Source organism: Rhodobacter capsulatus (assembly GCF_005144475.1).
Lineage (GTDB): Bacteria > Pseudomonadota > Alphaproteobacteria > Rhodobacterales > Rhodobacteraceae > Rhodobacter > Rhodobacter capsulatus_C.
Map to the genome: position 1 here is coordinate 35,952 of NZ_SWJZ01000044.1, position 14,564 is coordinate 50,515.

14 protein-coding genes are annotated in these 14,564 nt (G+C 66.3%); 11 read left to right on the forward strand and 3 right to left on the reverse strand.

The window, feature by feature from the left end; translation table 11 throughout:
• Positions 1-1,371, reverse strand: coding sequence for an aspartate aminotransferase family protein (locus FBT96_RS11615; RefSeq protein WP_136906814.1), 1,371 nt, complete (start codon positions 1,369-1,371; stop codon positions 1-3).
• Between the two features lie 164 nt (positions 1,372-1,535).
• On the reverse strand, positions 1,536-2,840 hold the full coding sequence (gene nhaD / locus FBT96_RS11620; protein WP_136906816.1) for a sodium:proton antiporter NhaD: 1,305 nt from the start codon (positions 2,838-2,840) through the stop codon (positions 1,536-1,538).
• A gap of 460 nt (positions 2,841-3,300) precedes the next feature.
• Between nhaD and FBT96_RS11625 the strand changes: the two genes are divergently transcribed.
• From FBT96_RS11625 to FBT96_RS11640, 4 genes are read left to right on the forward strand one after another with little or no spacing between them, the layout of a single operon-like run.
• On the forward strand, positions 3,301-4,905 hold the full coding sequence (locus FBT96_RS11625) for a glucan biosynthesis protein (RefSeq protein ID WP_394347673.1): 1,605 nt from the start codon (positions 3,301-3,303) through the stop codon (positions 4,903-4,905).
• On the forward strand, positions 4,902-5,105 hold the full coding sequence (locus FBT96_RS11630) for a hypothetical protein (RefSeq protein WP_136906821.1): 204 nt from the start codon (positions 4,902-4,904) through the stop codon (positions 5,103-5,105). The genes FBT96_RS11625 and FBT96_RS11630 overlap by 4 nt, the downstream gene beginning before the upstream one ends.
• A 4-nt stretch (positions 5,106-5,109) precedes the next feature.
• Positions 5,110-6,915 carry a glucans biosynthesis glucosyltransferase MdoH gene (gene mdoH, locus FBT96_RS11635; RefSeq protein WP_136906823.1) on the forward strand — a complete coding sequence of 602 codons (1,806 nt, stop codon included), beginning with the start codon at positions 5,110-5,112 and terminating at the stop codon, positions 6,913-6,915.
• Positions 6,908-8,065, forward strand: coding sequence for an OpgC family protein (locus FBT96_RS11640; RefSeq protein ID WP_169583399.1), 1,158 nt, complete (start codon positions 6,908-6,910; stop codon positions 8,063-8,065). The genes mdoH and FBT96_RS11640 overlap by 8 nt, the downstream gene beginning before the upstream one ends.
• Positions 8,066-8,298: 233 nt before the next feature.
• Here the strand turns inward: FBT96_RS11640 and FBT96_RS11645 are convergent, their stop codons facing one another.
• On the reverse strand, positions 8,299-9,189 hold the full coding sequence (locus FBT96_RS11645) for a LysR family transcriptional regulator (RefSeq protein ID WP_136906842.1): 891 nt from the start codon (positions 9,187-9,189) through the stop codon (positions 8,299-8,301).
• Positions 9,190-9,442: 253 nt separating this feature from the next.
• Here FBT96_RS11645 and ffh point away from each other — a divergent pair, with 253 nt between their 5' ends.
• The 7 genes from ffh to trmD all read left to right on the forward strand — a co-directional run bounded on the left by ffh (position 9,443) and on the right by trmD (position 14,463).
• Complete coding sequence (ffh, locus tag FBT96_RS11650; RefSeq protein WP_136906827.1) at positions 9,443-10,951, forward strand: signal recognition particle protein; 1,509 nt, start codon at positions 9,443-9,445, stop codon at positions 10,949-10,951.
• A 1-nt stretch (position 10,952) separates the two neighbouring features.
• Positions 10,953-11,486: a GNAT family N-acetyltransferase gene (locus FBT96_RS11655; protein WP_136906829.1), complete on the forward strand. Its 534-nt coding sequence runs from the start codon at positions 10,953-10,955 to the stop codon at positions 11,484-11,486.
• Positions 11,483-11,779, forward strand: a complete 297-nt coding sequence (locus FBT96_RS11660) for a chorismate mutase (protein WP_136906831.1) — start codon at positions 11,483-11,485, stop codon at positions 11,777-11,779. The genes FBT96_RS11655 and FBT96_RS11660 overlap by 4 nt, the downstream gene beginning before the upstream one ends.
• A 44-nt stretch (positions 11,780-11,823) precedes the next feature.
• On the forward strand, positions 11,824-12,174 hold the full coding sequence (rpsP, locus tag FBT96_RS11665; RefSeq protein ID WP_136906833.1) for a 30S ribosomal protein S16: 351 nt from the start codon (positions 11,824-11,826) through the stop codon (positions 12,172-12,174).
• A gap of 74 nt (positions 12,175-12,248) precedes the next feature.
• Positions 12,249-12,758: a ribosome maturation factor RimM gene (gene rimM, locus FBT96_RS11670; protein WP_136906835.1), complete on the forward strand. Its 510-nt coding sequence runs from the start codon at positions 12,249-12,251 to the stop codon at positions 12,756-12,758.
• Positions 12,758-13,573, forward strand: coding sequence for a hypothetical protein (locus tag FBT96_RS11675; protein ID WP_136906837.1), 816 nt, complete (start codon positions 12,758-12,760; stop codon positions 13,571-13,573). The genes rimM and FBT96_RS11675 overlap by 1 nt, the downstream gene beginning before the upstream one ends.
• Positions 13,570-14,463, forward strand: a complete 894-nt coding sequence (gene trmD, locus FBT96_RS11680) for a tRNA (guanosine(37)-N1)-methyltransferase TrmD (RefSeq protein ID WP_136906839.1) — start codon at positions 13,570-13,572, stop codon at positions 14,461-14,463. Before FBT96_RS11675 ends, trmD begins: the two co-directional genes overlap by 4 nt.
• The last annotated feature ends 101 nt before the right edge of the window (positions 14,464-14,564 follow it).

The following is a 14,564-nucleotide window of genomic DNA, read 5'->3' on the forward strand; positions in this document are numbered from 1 at the left end:
TCAGGTCTCGAACAATTGGGCCGTCACGGCGTCGAAAGCGGCGATCAGGCGGTCGATCTGCGCGCGCGTCGTGGCGGGCGAGATCAGCATCATGTTGTGGAACGGCGCGATCAGGCAGCCGCGGTTCAGAAGGCCGATGTGCAGCGCGGCTTCCAGCGCGGGGGCATGGGCACGGGCGGCGTCAAAGCCATTGCGCAGCGGGCCGGGGGCGCAGATGACCTCGACCCGGGCGCCGACGCGGACGACATGCCACGGCGCTTTGCGGCGCTTCACCACCTTCGACAGGCCAGCGCATAGCCGCGCTGCGCCCGCCTCCATCCGGGCGTAATTTGCGGGCGTCATCACCTCGCGCAGCGTGGCGACAAGGGCCGCGAATTGCAGCGGATTGGCGGAAAGCGTCGTGCCCATGCCGCTGTGCCCCGCAGGCCGGGTGGCGTCATAGGCGGCGAAACGCGCGGCCAGCTCGGGGGTCAGCCCCCAGACCGCGGTGGGCACGCCCCCCGCGACGCATTTGCCGACGACAAAGATATCGGGGCGCAGCCCATGCACGCGGGTATAGCCGCCAAGACCCGAGGAAATCGTGTGGGTTTCATCGAGGATCAGCACCGCGCCGTGGCGGGTGGCAAGATCGCGCAGCCCGTCGTGAAAGCCCGGCGCGGGCAGGACCATGCAGGAATTGGTCATCACCGGCTCGGTGAGGATCGCGGCGACATCACCCGCCGCCAACGCCCGTTCCACCGCCGCCAGATCGTTGAAGGGCACCGCGACGGCGACGCGCCGCAGATCCTCGACCTGGCCCACAAGCCCCGGGCGGGCCACGGTTTTCCCGCCCTCAAGGCAGACCATCGCGTCATCGACGGTGCCGTGATAGCAGCCGTCGAAGACCAGCACCTTCGGCCGTCCGGTCACCGCGCGGGCGACGCGCAGCGCAAAGCGGTTCGCATCGGTCGCGGTCGTCGCCACCTGCCAGCGCATCGGTCCGAAAACATCCGAGAGCAGCTGACCGGCCTGCAGCGCCGCCATCGTGGGCAGCATGTAAGTGAGCCCCGCCCCCGCCTGCGCGCGGATGGCGCGCGCGACGGGCGCAGGCGAATGGCCAAACATGGACCCGGTGTCGCCCAGACAGAAATCGTCGATCCGGTGGCCGTCGAGATCCTCGATCAGCGCGCCTTTCGCCGCCGTGACCAGCATCGGAAAGGGCTGCGGCCAGTCGCGCATCCAGTGCATCGGCACGCCCGCCAGCCAGGGGCTGGCGCCCGCCGCCAAAGCCGCGCGCGTGCGCGGACGGGCCGCGGCATAGGCCTCGGCCTCCTTGGCCGCAAAGGCGGCGATGCGGGCTGCGGCAACGCCGCCGATCTGGGTTTCGGACATGGCTCCCTCCGGCCTCACCTGACCATGCCCGAAGCGCCAAGGCAACGCCCGGGCTGCAGCCATTTCGACGCGCATCCATGCATGGAGCGCATATGTTGCCACCGCTGCGCGCAAAGAAAAAGACCCGGGACGCGGGTCCCGGGCCTTTCGCCTGTCGGTCAGGATCAGAAGTGATGCGCGTTGATCAGCAGATGCGCGCCGATCGCCACGAAATAGCCCAGCGCGATCGCCCAGGCCCATTTCAGATGCCCCGAGAAAGTGTATTGCCCGCGCGCCTGCCCCATCAGCGCGACGCCCGCCGCCGAGCCGATCGACAGGATCGAGCCGCCGACGCCGCAGGTCAGCGTGATCAGGAGCCATTGCCCGTGGCTCATCTGCGGATCCATCGTCAAGACCGCGAACATCAGCGGAATATTGTCGACGACCGCGGACAGAAGGCCCAGGATCGTATTCGCCGCCGTCGCCCCAAGCCCTTGATAAAGCGCGACAGAAACCATGTCGAGGTAGCCAAGCACGCCCAGACCGCCGACCGCGAAGATGATCCCGAAGAAGAACAAGAGCGTGTCCCATTCCACCCGTTCGAACTGCTTGAAGCTGTCCAGAACCAGTTCCTCGTCCTGCCGCTTGTGGCCGGTCATGGTGAGGAAATAGGAGAAGATCTGCAGATAGCCGAGGCCGAGCATCATCCCCATCGCGGGCGGCAGCGCCAGGAAGTTCTTGAAGCTGACGGCGGTGACGATGGTGGCGGCAAAGAGCCAGACCACCCCGGCGCCGCCCGGCTTCATCATGCCCCTGTCCTCGGTGGCGGCGGGGGAGTCGGTCGGGATCGCAAAGGACATGATCACCGCCGGAACCAGCCAGTTCAGCAGCGACGGGATGAACAGGACGAAGAATTCGAAGAACTCGACCTTGCCCTTTTGCCAGACCATCAGGGTGGTGATGTCGCCAAAGGGGGTGAAGGCGCCGCCCGCATTCGCCGCAACCACGGTCGAGATGCAGGAGAGGGTGACGAATTTCGGCGAGGTCCGGCCCACGGCCATCACCACCGCCCCCATCACCAGCGCCGTCGTCAGGTTGTCGAGCACGCCCGACAGGATGAAGGACAGAAAGCCGGTCAGGAAAAACAGCTTGCGATAGCTCAGGCCAAGCCCCACCAGCTTCGCGCGCAGCGCGTCGAAGACCCGGCGCTCCTCCATCGTGTTGACGTAGGTGATGGCGACGAGCAGGAACAGCAGCAGTTCGCCATATTCCTCGACGACATGGACGGCCTTTTCATGCGCGACCTCGGACAGGCCGTGGCTGGCATAGCCGACGCCGATCAGCGTCCAGATCAGCCCCGCGGCCAGCATCACCGGCTTCGACTTGCGCATGTGGGTGGTCTCTTCCATCACCACCAGCGCATAGGCGCCAAGGAAGATCATCACCGACAAAATGCCGAAGATGCTTCCGGTCAGATCGAGTTGTTCCATGGTCCCTCCGGCTGTTTGCACCGGTTTATCCAGCCTGCCCCGGTGTCACAAGAGCGCCCGCGGCGCCGGGCGGCAGCTGGCACGCGGACTGCGGCAGGCGGCGCAATTCCCGGGCCGGGCGGCCGCGACTCACCCCCCGTCCGGGGCGGGAATGCCGCTGTTTGCAGCTGCGGAAAAACCGGCTCAAACCGGTTAAAACATGTATCGAAATCGGGAAAAGCGGCTTTGCCCGCGCAGAAGGCGCAACTTCCTGACCGATGCGCGGAAACTTGCGCAACTTTGCGCCAAAACAGGCGGGACAGCGCCCATTTGACACATCTGTTACGCAAACTCTCTTGCCAGTTTTTAAGCACTGTGGCTATAGAAACGGCAAACGGGGGCGCCCCTGAGCGGCCTCTGGAACTATCTGACTTTGCATAGAAAACAGATGCCCTCCAGCCGGAACAAAGCCTCCATGATGATGACCCGCCGCCACCTTCTGGTGACGCTCTCCTCGGCTGCGATCCTTGCCGGGACGGGGGCCGTGCCGCGCAGTGCCCATGCGCAGGAAACCACCCCGCCCGCACCGATCGACGTGCCCGCTGCGCCGCCGCAAAAACCCTTCAGCTTCGACACGCTCGCCGAAGAGATGCGCGCACTGGTCGGTGCCGGTCCCGATGCGCCGATGGTGCTGCCCGACAGCTTCCTCAACCAGCTCACCTATGACCTGTACCGGCTGATCCGCTTCGATCCGGCCAAGGCGCGCTTCGCCGATGTCGAGCGGACGCATTTCCAGCTGCATGCCTTCCACATGGGCTGGCTGTTCAAGGAACCGGTGCTGCTGAACGAGGTGATCGGCGGGCAGACCCTGCCGATGGGCTTCGACACCGACGATTTCATCTATGAACGCGAAAGCCGCGACAAGGTTCCGCTGCATGTGGCGTTGCCGGGCGTTGCGGGCTTCCGCCTGCACACGCCGCTCAACCGTCCCGATGTTTTCGATGAACTGGTGGCATTTCAGGGCGCGTCGTATTTCCGCGCCCTTGGCCGCAACTCGGCCTATGGTCTGTCGGCGCGCGGCCTTGCGGTGAACACCGGCCTGTCGGTGGCCGAGGAATTCCCGCGCTTCACCCGCTTCTGGATCCAGCGCCCCGAACCGGGCGGCGAGACGATCACGATCTGGGCGGCGCTGGAAAGCGCCTCGCTGACCGGCGCCTATCAATTCGTCATCCGCCCCGGCTTCGAGACGGTGGTGGATGTCACCGCGCGGCTCTTCTTCCGCGCCGACGTGCAGCAGCTGGGCATCGCGCCCCTGACCTCGATGTTCCTGTTCTCGGAACGCAACCGCAAGGATTTCGACGATTACCGGCCCAAGGTGCATGACAGCGACGGGCTGGGCATCGTGCGCGCCGATGGCGACATCCTATGGCGGCCGCTGGCGAACCCGTCGCGGCTGGCGTCGTCGTATTTCTCGGAAACCGCGCCGAAGTCCTTCGGGCTTTACCAGCGCGACCGCGAATTCGACCATTATCAGGACGATGCCGCGCATTACGAAAAGCGCCCCTCCTGCGTGGTCGAACCGATCGGCGACTGGGGCAAGGGCGTGATCCGTCTGGTCGAGATCCCGTCGGATCTGGAAGTGAACGACAACATCGTCGCCTTCTGGATCCCGGATGCGCCCGCGAAGGCGGGCGAAAGCCGCGAGTTCAGCTATCGGCTGCGCTGGGGCGATCTGGAATTCGACGATTTCGACGACCGCGCCCATGTCAAGGAAACCCGCACCGGCGAGGGCGGGGTTTCGGGCGTGCAGAATACCGACGGCACGCGCAAGTTCGTGATCGATTTCGTCGGCGGGCTGATGGACAGCCTTGGCCATGACGAGGCCGAGAACCTGACCATCGTCGCCAATGCCTGGAATGGCGAAATCGTGACGAAAGTGCTGTCCCGCAACACCACCGACGGAATCTGGCGTCTTGTCATGGATGTGAAGCCGACCGGGGGTGACACTGTCGAACTGGCTGCCCATATCGCCGGATATGGTCGCAAGCTGACCGAAACCTGGCTCTATCAATGGATCCACGCATGACCGCGCATACCTCCTCTCTCACTGCGCTCGCGTCCGAAGCCGTTCTGACGCCCGATGCGCTGATTGCCGGGCCCTGTGCCCTGCCGGTGGCGCCGATGGCGATGCCGCATCAGGTGATCGAACCGCAAAGCGGGCTGATCCGGCGTCTGCTGACCGGTCTGCACCTGCAGGCGGCCCACACCGTCGGCACCGGCCACTGAGATCATGGCGCGCTCGCTCGCATCGCTCGCAGGGCTCTATGCCCTGCGTTTTCTTGCCATCGCCTTCAGCCTGATCGCGGGGATTGGCGCCTTCATCCTGTTTCTGCAGTTCGGCTCGGTCGACGGGATCGACGCGCTCGATGTGACGCGCGCGGTGCTGATCCTGATTTCGACGCAATGGCTGGCGCTTGGCGCCACCGTCGCGATGATCGGCCTGCCCAGCCGCGCCCGGCCGCCGAAATACGATCCGAAAGCGCCGATTGCGGGCCGCACGGTCGTTCTCGTCCCGGTCTACAACGAAGATCCGCTGGTGACCTTTGCCCGGATCGCCGCGATGGATGCCTCGCTGGCCGCCACGGGCGATGCGGCTTCGGTGCATTTCGCCGTTCTGTCCGACACCCGCAATGACCTGATCGCCGCGCGCGAGAAGTTGATCTTTGCCCGGCTGGTGGCGGAGCGCAACGCGGTCGGCCGCTTCTTCTATCGCCGTCGCGAGCTGAACACCGGCAAGAAAGCGGGCAATATCGAGGATTTCATCACCCGCTCGGGCGGGGCCTATGATTACGCCGTGATCCTGGATGCCGACAGTCTGATGGAAGGCGAGACCATCTTGCAGATGATCCGCCGGATGGAGGCTGAACCCCGTCTGGGCCTGTTGCAGACCCTGCCCAAGGTGATCCGCGCGCGGTCCCGCTTTGGCCGGGCAATGCAATTCGCCGCCGCCTTCTTCTCGCCCGTCTTCGCCCGGGGTCTCGCCATGGTGCAGGGCGAGACCGGCCCGTTCTGGGGCCACAATGCCATCGTCCGCACCCGCGCCTTTGCCGAAAGCTGCGGCCTGCCCGCGCTGAAGGGCAAGCCGCCGTTCGGCGGGCACGTCATGAGCCATGATTACGTCGAAGCCGCGCTGCTGGCGCGTGCGGGCTGGATCGTGCGGCTTGATGACGATCTGGGCGGCAGCTACGAGGAAGGCCCGGAAAACATCGTCGATCACGCCAAACGCGACCGGCGCTGGTGTCAGGGCAACCTGCAGCACAGCCGGATCATCGGCGCCCCCGGCCTGCGGCTGTGGTCGCGCTTCGTGTTTTCGCAAGGCATCATGGCCTATATCGCGCCCTTGTTCTGGGTCGGTTTCATCCTTGCGTCGATCGCCGCGCCGCTGCTGGCGCCGCCGCCGGATTACTTCCCGACCCCCTACTGGCCGATTCCCTATTTCCCGCCGTCCGAAGCCTCCAAGGCGATCAGCCTTGCCATCGGTATCTTCGGTCTGCTGTTCCTGCCCAAGGTGCTGATCGCCACGCGGATGGCGCTGACGGGTGCGGCAAAAGGTTTCGGGGGCGCGGTGCTTGGCTTCGCCTCGACGCTGTCGGAACTGGCGCTGTCCTCGATCACCGCGCCGGTGCTGCTGATGTATTCGACCCGTTCGGTGCTGCAGGTGGTGATGGGGCGCGATGGCGGCTGGCCCACCAACAACCGCGGCGACGGCACGCTGAGCCTCAAGGACAGCTTCGCCGCCTCGCATTGGATCGTCACCATCGGCCTTGTCGGCCTTATGACGACGTGGTTTTTCGCCCCCGGCCTGCTGTTGTGGCTCTTGCCCGTCGGCCTGCCGATGGTCTTTGCGCCGCTGATCCTGTCCTGGTCCTCGCGGCCTTCGCGGTCGCGGCTGATGGGGGTTCCCAGCGAATATGCGAAACCGGCGGTGGTGAAGCTGCATGACGAAGTGCTCAATCGTTGGGCACTTGACGCCGAGACCGAACAGGAACAAGACGCGCGACAACCAAAGAAAGAGTTGTCCGCGCATCATGGCTGATCACCCCCACGCACCGCTTGCCAGCGGCGCCCGCGACCCCCGGTTGGATTTCTTCCGGGGCGTCAGCCTCGTGATGATCTACATGAACCACGTGCCGGGGACGATCTACGAGAACTTCACCTCGCGCAATTACGGTCTGTCCGACGCGGCCGAGGGCTTCGTCTTCATGTCGGGCTGTGCCGCGGCGCTGGCTTACGGGCCGAAGATCAAGGACGGGCTGAACTGGCCCGGCATCCGCAAATGCTGGGGCCGGGCGTGGCTTCTGTATCTCGTGCATATCTTCATCTCGGCCTGGGCGATCGCGATTGCTGCCGGGGCGACGCTGTGGTTCGGCGGCGGCGAGATGCTGAAACACAACGCCTTCGGCCCGCTGACCGAGACCCCCCTCGCCTTCCTTGTCGGCATCGCGACGCTCGGCCATCAGCTCGGCTACGTGAACATCCTGCCGATGTATGCGGTGCTGCTCTTGTGGGCGCCGTTCCTGATCCGATTGGGACAAAGAAAACCGATGGGGCTTTTGGCCTTCACCATCGGGCTTTGGGCCTTCGCGGGCTGGTTCGGGCTTGATCTGCCGAATTATCCCTTTGACGGCGGCTGGTTTTTCAACCCGTTCTCGTGGCAGCTGCTGTTTTCGCTGGGCATCCTGACCGGGCTGTTCCTGCGCCGGGGCGAGCGTTTCGTGCCGATCTGGAAGGCGCTGATCGTGCCCGCAACGATCTGGCTGGTGTTCAGCGCGTTCTGGGCGCAATCGCCGGAGCTGCAGGCGCAGTTCGGCCATGTGATCTGGACGATCCTGCAATATGACGTGCCGCGGTTTCTGGTCGATTTCGACAAGACCTATGTGTCCGGCCCGCGGCTGACGCATTTCCTGGCGGTGGCTTATATCCTGTCGCTGCCCTGGCTGGTGCCCTCGATCGCCGCCTCGCGGGTGATGAAGCCGATCCGCACCATGGGCAAGCAGGGGCTGCAGGTCTTTGCGCTTGGCACCGTGCTGGCGATCTTTTCGCAGGCGGTGAAGGCCTCGCATCCGGGCGGGTTCTGGCAGGATACCGTGCTGATCCTCGGCGGTCTGACGGTGCAATGGGCCCTTGCCGCCGTGCGCGAATACATCAAGCCGCATCCGACCGCGCCAAAGGCCGCGACCGCCTGAGACGGCGGACGGGCGGATCGGGAAAAGCACTGCTTTTCCCCGCCCGCTGGGGCGACCGCGGGGACAGGACCGTTTCCACATGCCTGAACAGAGGGCAGCGCCCAGCCCCGGCGGGCGAGAAGCGCCCGCCATGGGCGGGGCGGGCGCTGCCCGAGGGCCTTGGGGCCCCCGGGGGGCAACGGGCAAATGCTGCGCGTGACCTCGGCAATGGCCTCGGTCAGATCGAGCCGCGCTTAGACCCCCGGGTCCAGCCGCACCGCCGCCGCGCGCAGGGCCTTGAGCGCCGCCTGCACCTTCGGCGTGCGGTGCAGATCGACATGGGTCACCAGCCAGAACGGGCTGTCCCAGTCCGTCATCGGCGCCACCACCTCGACCAGCCGCGGAATCGCCCGGCCCTGCAGCACCGGCAGGAAGCCAAGACCCAGACCCGCCTCGATCGCCGCCTGCTGCGAGGCCATCTCGTTCGCCATGAACACCATCGCCTCGGGCGGCACCTGCCCCGCCAGCCAGCGGAAGTACGGCGCCCGGTTTTCGCGGCTGTCAGGCCCGACGAAGCGATGCCCCGCCAGATCCTGCGCCCCCTTCGGCCGTCCGTGCCGCTCGATATATTCCGGCGCCGCATAAAGCGCGGTGCGGTTCACGCCCAGCTGGCTGACCACATTGTCCGGCTCGGTCGGCCGTGCCCCCGCCCGGATCGCCACATGCGCCTCGCCATATTCCAGCCGGAACACCCGCGGATCGGTGATGTAGCGCAGCACCAGCGCCGGATGCGCCCGCATCAGCTCCGCCATCGCGGGCATCACCAGCGCGGCCAGCGCGGGCAGCGAGGTGATGATCAGCTCGCCCCGCATCTCCTCGCCCGCGCCGGCGATCCGCGCGGCCAGCTGCGCGAACTGATCCTCGGTCGCCTGACCGACGGCCAGCAATTGCTGCCCCGCCTCGGTCGGCGTGTATCCCCGCGGATGGCGTTGAAAAAGTTTCGTGCCAAGACGCGTTTCAAGCGCATCGACATGGCGGATGACGGTGGCGTGATGCACCCCCAGAACCTCCGCAGCCCCTGACACCGTTCCCATCCGGGCGACCTGATAGGCGGTCCGGATCTCGTCCCAGTTCTCGAAGCGCATTTGTGCACCCATGAACAAATATGCTTGAAGCATGTGTATTTTGTTTGGATATGCAATTACGCACTTCGCCGCGGGCAGGCAAGATCCCTGCTTGACGTTGACTCGCCCGGACATATCGCGTAGTGCACCCCAGATTCCCCGGAGGTTCGGTTCCTCCGGTCCTTGCGGGTGCAAGGATCGCCACCAGTCAGCGCGTTGCGCCCACTGGTGCGCTTGTCGTTGATCGGCCGCAACCGCGGCGCAGGAGGGCACGATGTTCGAGTCTCTTTCCGAACGCCTTGGCGGGGTGTTCGAGCGGCTGACGAAACAGGGCGCGCTGACGGCCGAGGACGTCAAGGTGGCGATGCGCGAAGTCCGCACCGCCCTTCTGGAAGCTGACGTCTCGCTGCCCGTGGTGCGGGACTTCGTGAAGAAGGTCGAGGCCAAGGCCACCGGCGCGCAGGTGACGAAATCGATCACGCCGGGTCAGCAGGTCGTCAAGATCGTCCATGACGAGATCGTCGCGATGCTGTCGGGCGAGGATGCCGCCGACGCGCTGAAGATCGACAACCCGCCCGCGCCGATCCTGATGGTCGGCCTGCAGGGCGGCGGCAAGACCACCACCACGGCGAAACTCGCCCGCCGTCTGAAGGAGCGCGAGAAGAAGCGCGTTCTGATGGCGTCGCTCGACATTTACCGCCCGGCCGCGATGGAGCAGCTGGCGATTCTCGGCACGCAGATCGGCGTCGACACGCTGCCGATCGTGGCGGGCGAAACCGCGCTGCAGATCGCCAAACGCGCGAAGACCCAGGCCGCGATGGGCGGCTATGACGTCTACCTGCTCGATACCGCGGGCCGTCTGCATATCGACGAAACCCTGATGGGCGAGGTGCAGCAGGTCCGCGACGCCGTCTCCCCGCGCGAGACGCTGCTGGTCGTCGACGGTCTGACCGGTCAGGTCGCCGTCGAGGTGGCGCAGGAATTCGACGACAAGATCGGCATCACCGGCGTCGTGCTGACCCGGATGGACGGCGACGGCCGCGGCGGGGCGGCGCTTTCGATGCGCGCCACCACCGGCAAGCCGATTCGCTTCGTCGGCCTTGGCGAAAAGATGGACGCGCTCGAAACCTTCGAGGCGTCGCGGATCGCCGGTCGCATCCTCGGCATGGGCGACATCGTCTCGCTGGTCGAACGGGCGCAGGAAGTCTTTGAAAAGGAACAGGCCGAGCGCATGATGCGCCGGTTCCAGAAGGGCCTGTTCAACCTCAACGACATGAAATCCCAGCTCGAGCAGATGCAGAAGATGGGCGGCATGCAGGGCGTGATGAGCATGATGCCCGGCATGGGCAAGATGGCGAAACAGGCCGAGGAAGCCGGGTTCGACGACCGCACCATCCGCCGTCAGGTCGCGATGATCAATTCGATGACGAAAAAGGAACGCGCCCATCCGGAACTGCTGCAGGCCAGCCGCAAGCGCCGCATCGCTGCGGGGGCGGGCGTCGATGTGGCCGATCTGAACAAGCTTCTGAAGATGCATCGGCAGATGGCCGACACGATGAAGAAGCTCGGCGGGATGAAGGGCGGCATGCTGAAACAGGCGATGGCCGCGATGCAGGGCAAGTTCGGCGGCCTGCCCGGCAAGGACGAGATCGACCCGGCGAAGATGGAAGAAGCCGCCAAGGCGATGGCCTCGATGAAGGGTCTGCCGGGGGCGATGCCGGGGCTGGGCGGGCTGAAACTGCCGCCGGGTCTGGCGGGCCTGAACATGGGCAAGAAGAAGTAACATGGTCGCCCTTTCCCCCACGCCGGTGATCGAGACCTCGCGTCTGGTGCTGCGCGCGCCCGGCGGGCGGGATTTCGCTGCCTGGCGGAATTTCTTCCTGTCCGACCGCAGCCGCTTCATCCGCCCCGCCGCGGCCGACGAGGCCCTGGCCTGGCGGGCCTGGTCGGGGGTGATCGGCCATTGGGTGATGCGCGGCTGGGGCAGCTTCGTCGTCACCACGCATGACAGCGATGCGGCCCTTGGCATGACCGGCCCCTGGGCGCCGATCAACTGGCCGGAATATGAAATCGGCTGGACGCTCTGGTCGGAGGACCACGAGGGCAAGGGCCTGATGACCGAGGCGGCGCAGGCGACGCTTGAGCATGCCTTCCGCAGGCTGAAATGGTCGACCGCGGTCAGCTACATCGACCCCGAGAACCTGCGCTCGATCCGGCTGGCCGAACGTCTGGGCGCCGTCCTCGACCCCGAGGCGCGGCGCGTCGAGGACAAGCCCGTGCTGGTTTACCGCCACCGCAAACCGGAGGATCTGGCATGAGCGATGCCACCGCCCGCGCCGCCGAATTGCTGCGCGAACACCGCGCCTCGATCGACCGGCTGGATGCGATCATCGTCTTCACGCTGGCCGAACGGTTCAAGCGCACGCAGGCGGTGGGCAAGCTCAAGGCCGAACATGACCTGCCGCCCTCGGACCCCGCGCGCGAGGCGCAGCAGATCGACCGTCTGCAACAACTGGCGACCGAGGCCGATCTCGACCCCGAATTCGCCCGCAAATTCCTGTCTTTCGTGATTTCGGAAGTGATCCGGCATCACACGTCGTTCCAGAAATGATGGGTCCGCAAGACCCGCTCACAGCCATCTGAAGGAGAAATAGCATGGCCATGAAAATCCGTCTCGCCCGTGGCGGCTCGAAAAAACGTCCGCATTATGCGATCGTTGCCTCGGACTCGCGCATGCCGCGCGACGGCCGCTTCCTTGAAAAGCTGGGCACCTACAACCCGCTGCTGGCCAAGGACAGCGAAGACCGCGTCAAGATGAACATGGAGCGCGTGCAATACTGGCTCGCCCAGGGCGCGCAGCCGACCGACCGCGTCGCCCGCTTCCTCGAAGCCTCGGGCGCGATGCCGAAAACCGAGCGCGCCAACCTGAAAAAGGCCGAGCCGGGCGCGAAAGCCAAGAAACGCGCCGAAGAAAAGGCCGCCAAAGCCGCCAAGACCGAAGAATAATCTTCGATCTGCCGGTTTCGGGTTCCAACGCGGGCCGGGCAGCGATGTCCGGCCTGTCGTCTTCCGGAGGGATCATGTCGAAAACCGATCGTGTCTGCGTCGGCGCCATCGCCGGCGGCTTCGGCGTCAAGGGCGAGGTGCGGCTGAAAAGCTTCTGCGCCGAGCCCACCGATATCGCCGCCTATGGCCCGCTTTATTCCGAGGACGGCGCCCGCAGCTTCACCGTCAAGCTCACCCGTCCGGTCACCGGCGGTCTGGGGGCGCGGCTCTCGGGCATCGCCACCAAGGAAGAGGCCGATGCGCTGAAAGGCGCGACGCTCTGGGCGGATCGGGACCGCCTGCCGCATCTGCCCGATGACGAATTCTACCACGCCGATCTGATCGGCCTGCCGGTGCACGACACCGGCGGCGTGCTGATCGGCAAGGTCCGCGCCGTGCTGGATTTCGGCGCGGGCGACATTCTGGAAGTGCATGTGCCCGGGCGCAAGACGACGCTGATGCTGCCCTTCACCCGCGCCGTGGTGCCCACCGTCGATCTGACCGCGGGGCGCCTCATCGCCGACCCGCCCGAGGAACTGGACTGATGCAGGTCTTCCTGCATCTTGGCTTTCACAAGACCGGGACCTCCTCGGCACAGCTTTTCCTGCATGAAAACCGCGAGCTGATCTGGCCGCGGGCGGCCCTGGTCCTGCCCGGCCGGATCCGCGAGGTCGCCCATGCGGTCTTTGCGCATCACTATGACCGCGACAACGCCTCGCTGGCCGCGATCACCGCGGCGATGCGGGCGTTTCTGGGCACGATGACACTGGGGCCGAAACGACGGATCCTGATGTCGTCGGAAAACCTGCTGGGCCCGATGCCGCGGGGGCTGACGCCCGCCCCCTATCCCGATGCGGCGGCGATCCTGCGCGCGCTGATCGCGGGGTTCGACCGCTTCGACTGGCCGGTGCAGGTGACGCCCTATCTCTCCACCCGGGCCCAGGCTGCCTGGGTCGACAGCCTCTGGGCGCATCATGTCCGCAAGGATCAGCCGATCCCCTTCATCGAGGATCTGGAAAGCTTCCGCGCCCGCATGAGCCGGGTTTCGCAGGCGGAACAGCTGGATATCCTGCGCCGCGCTCTGGCGGGGGAGGGGCTGGTGACGCAGGATGTCGCGGACTTCGACGCGCTGCCCTTTGGCGCCGGGCAGCCGTTTCTCGATTTTCTGGGCCTGACGCCCGCGCAGCGCGCGGCCTTCCAGCCGGTCATGCGCCGCAACGTCGCGCCGCCGCGCACGGTGACCGAGGCGCTGTTGCAGTTGAACCGGCAAGGCCTGGGCGAGGCGGAGCTGGCCGCGGCGAAACGGGCGCTTCTGGCCGAGGCTGGCCTTGAGCAAACAAGCGAAAAGGACGAGGCATGAGCGATCCGGAAGACATCCCGCCGCCGCCGCGCAAGGGCGCGCTGAAGCTGACGACGGCGGCGCTGATCGAGGCCGAGACGCCCGAGGCCGCCCCCGCGCGCTCGCACGGGCGGCGGCAGGTGGTGACCGCGCTTTCGGGCAGGGTGACGCCGCGCGATCTGATGGCCGAGGTCGATGCGATCGCGGGCGTCTGGACGGCGAAGATCGTGACGCTGTTTCCCGAGGCTTTTCCGGGCGTTCTGGGGCTGAGCCTGACCGGCAAGGCGCAGGACGCCGGGCTGTGGCGGCTCGAAACCATCGATCTGCGGCCCTTTGGTCTCGGCAAGCATCGCAATGTCGATGACACGCCCGCGGGCGGCGGCGCCGGGATGGTCTTGCGCGCCGATGTGGTGGCGGCGGCGCTGGATCATGCGGCGGCGGGCACGCCCGCGGACCGCGCGCATTGGCCGGTGCTTTACATGTCGCCGCGCGGCAAGCCCTTTACCCAATCCGACGCGCGGCGGCTGGCCGCGGCGCAGGGGGTGACGATCCTGTGCGGGCGGTTCGAGGGGGTGGATGAGCGGGTGCTGGAAGCCTATGGCGTCGAGGAGGTCTCGATCGGGGATTTCGTGCTGACCGGCGGCGAAATCGCGGCGCAGGTGGTGATCGACGCCACGGTGCGGCTGCGCGACGGGGTCCTGGGCAATGCGGAAAGCGCGACCGAGGAAAGCCATTCGAACGGGCTTCTGGAGCATCCGCAATACACCCGCCCCGCGGACTGGCAGGGCCGGGCCATCCCCGAGGTGCTGATGTCGGGCAATCACAAGAAGATCGCCGAATGGCGCCGGGCACAGAGCGAGGCTTTGACGCGGGACCGGCGGCCGGATCTGTGGGAGAAGCTCGGCAAGTGATTTCGCCTCGGCTCCGCCGAGGCGACCCGGGGGGGGGGGGGGGGGGGGGGGGGGGGGGGGGGGGGGGGGGGGGGGGGGGGGGGGGGGGGGGGGGGGGGGGG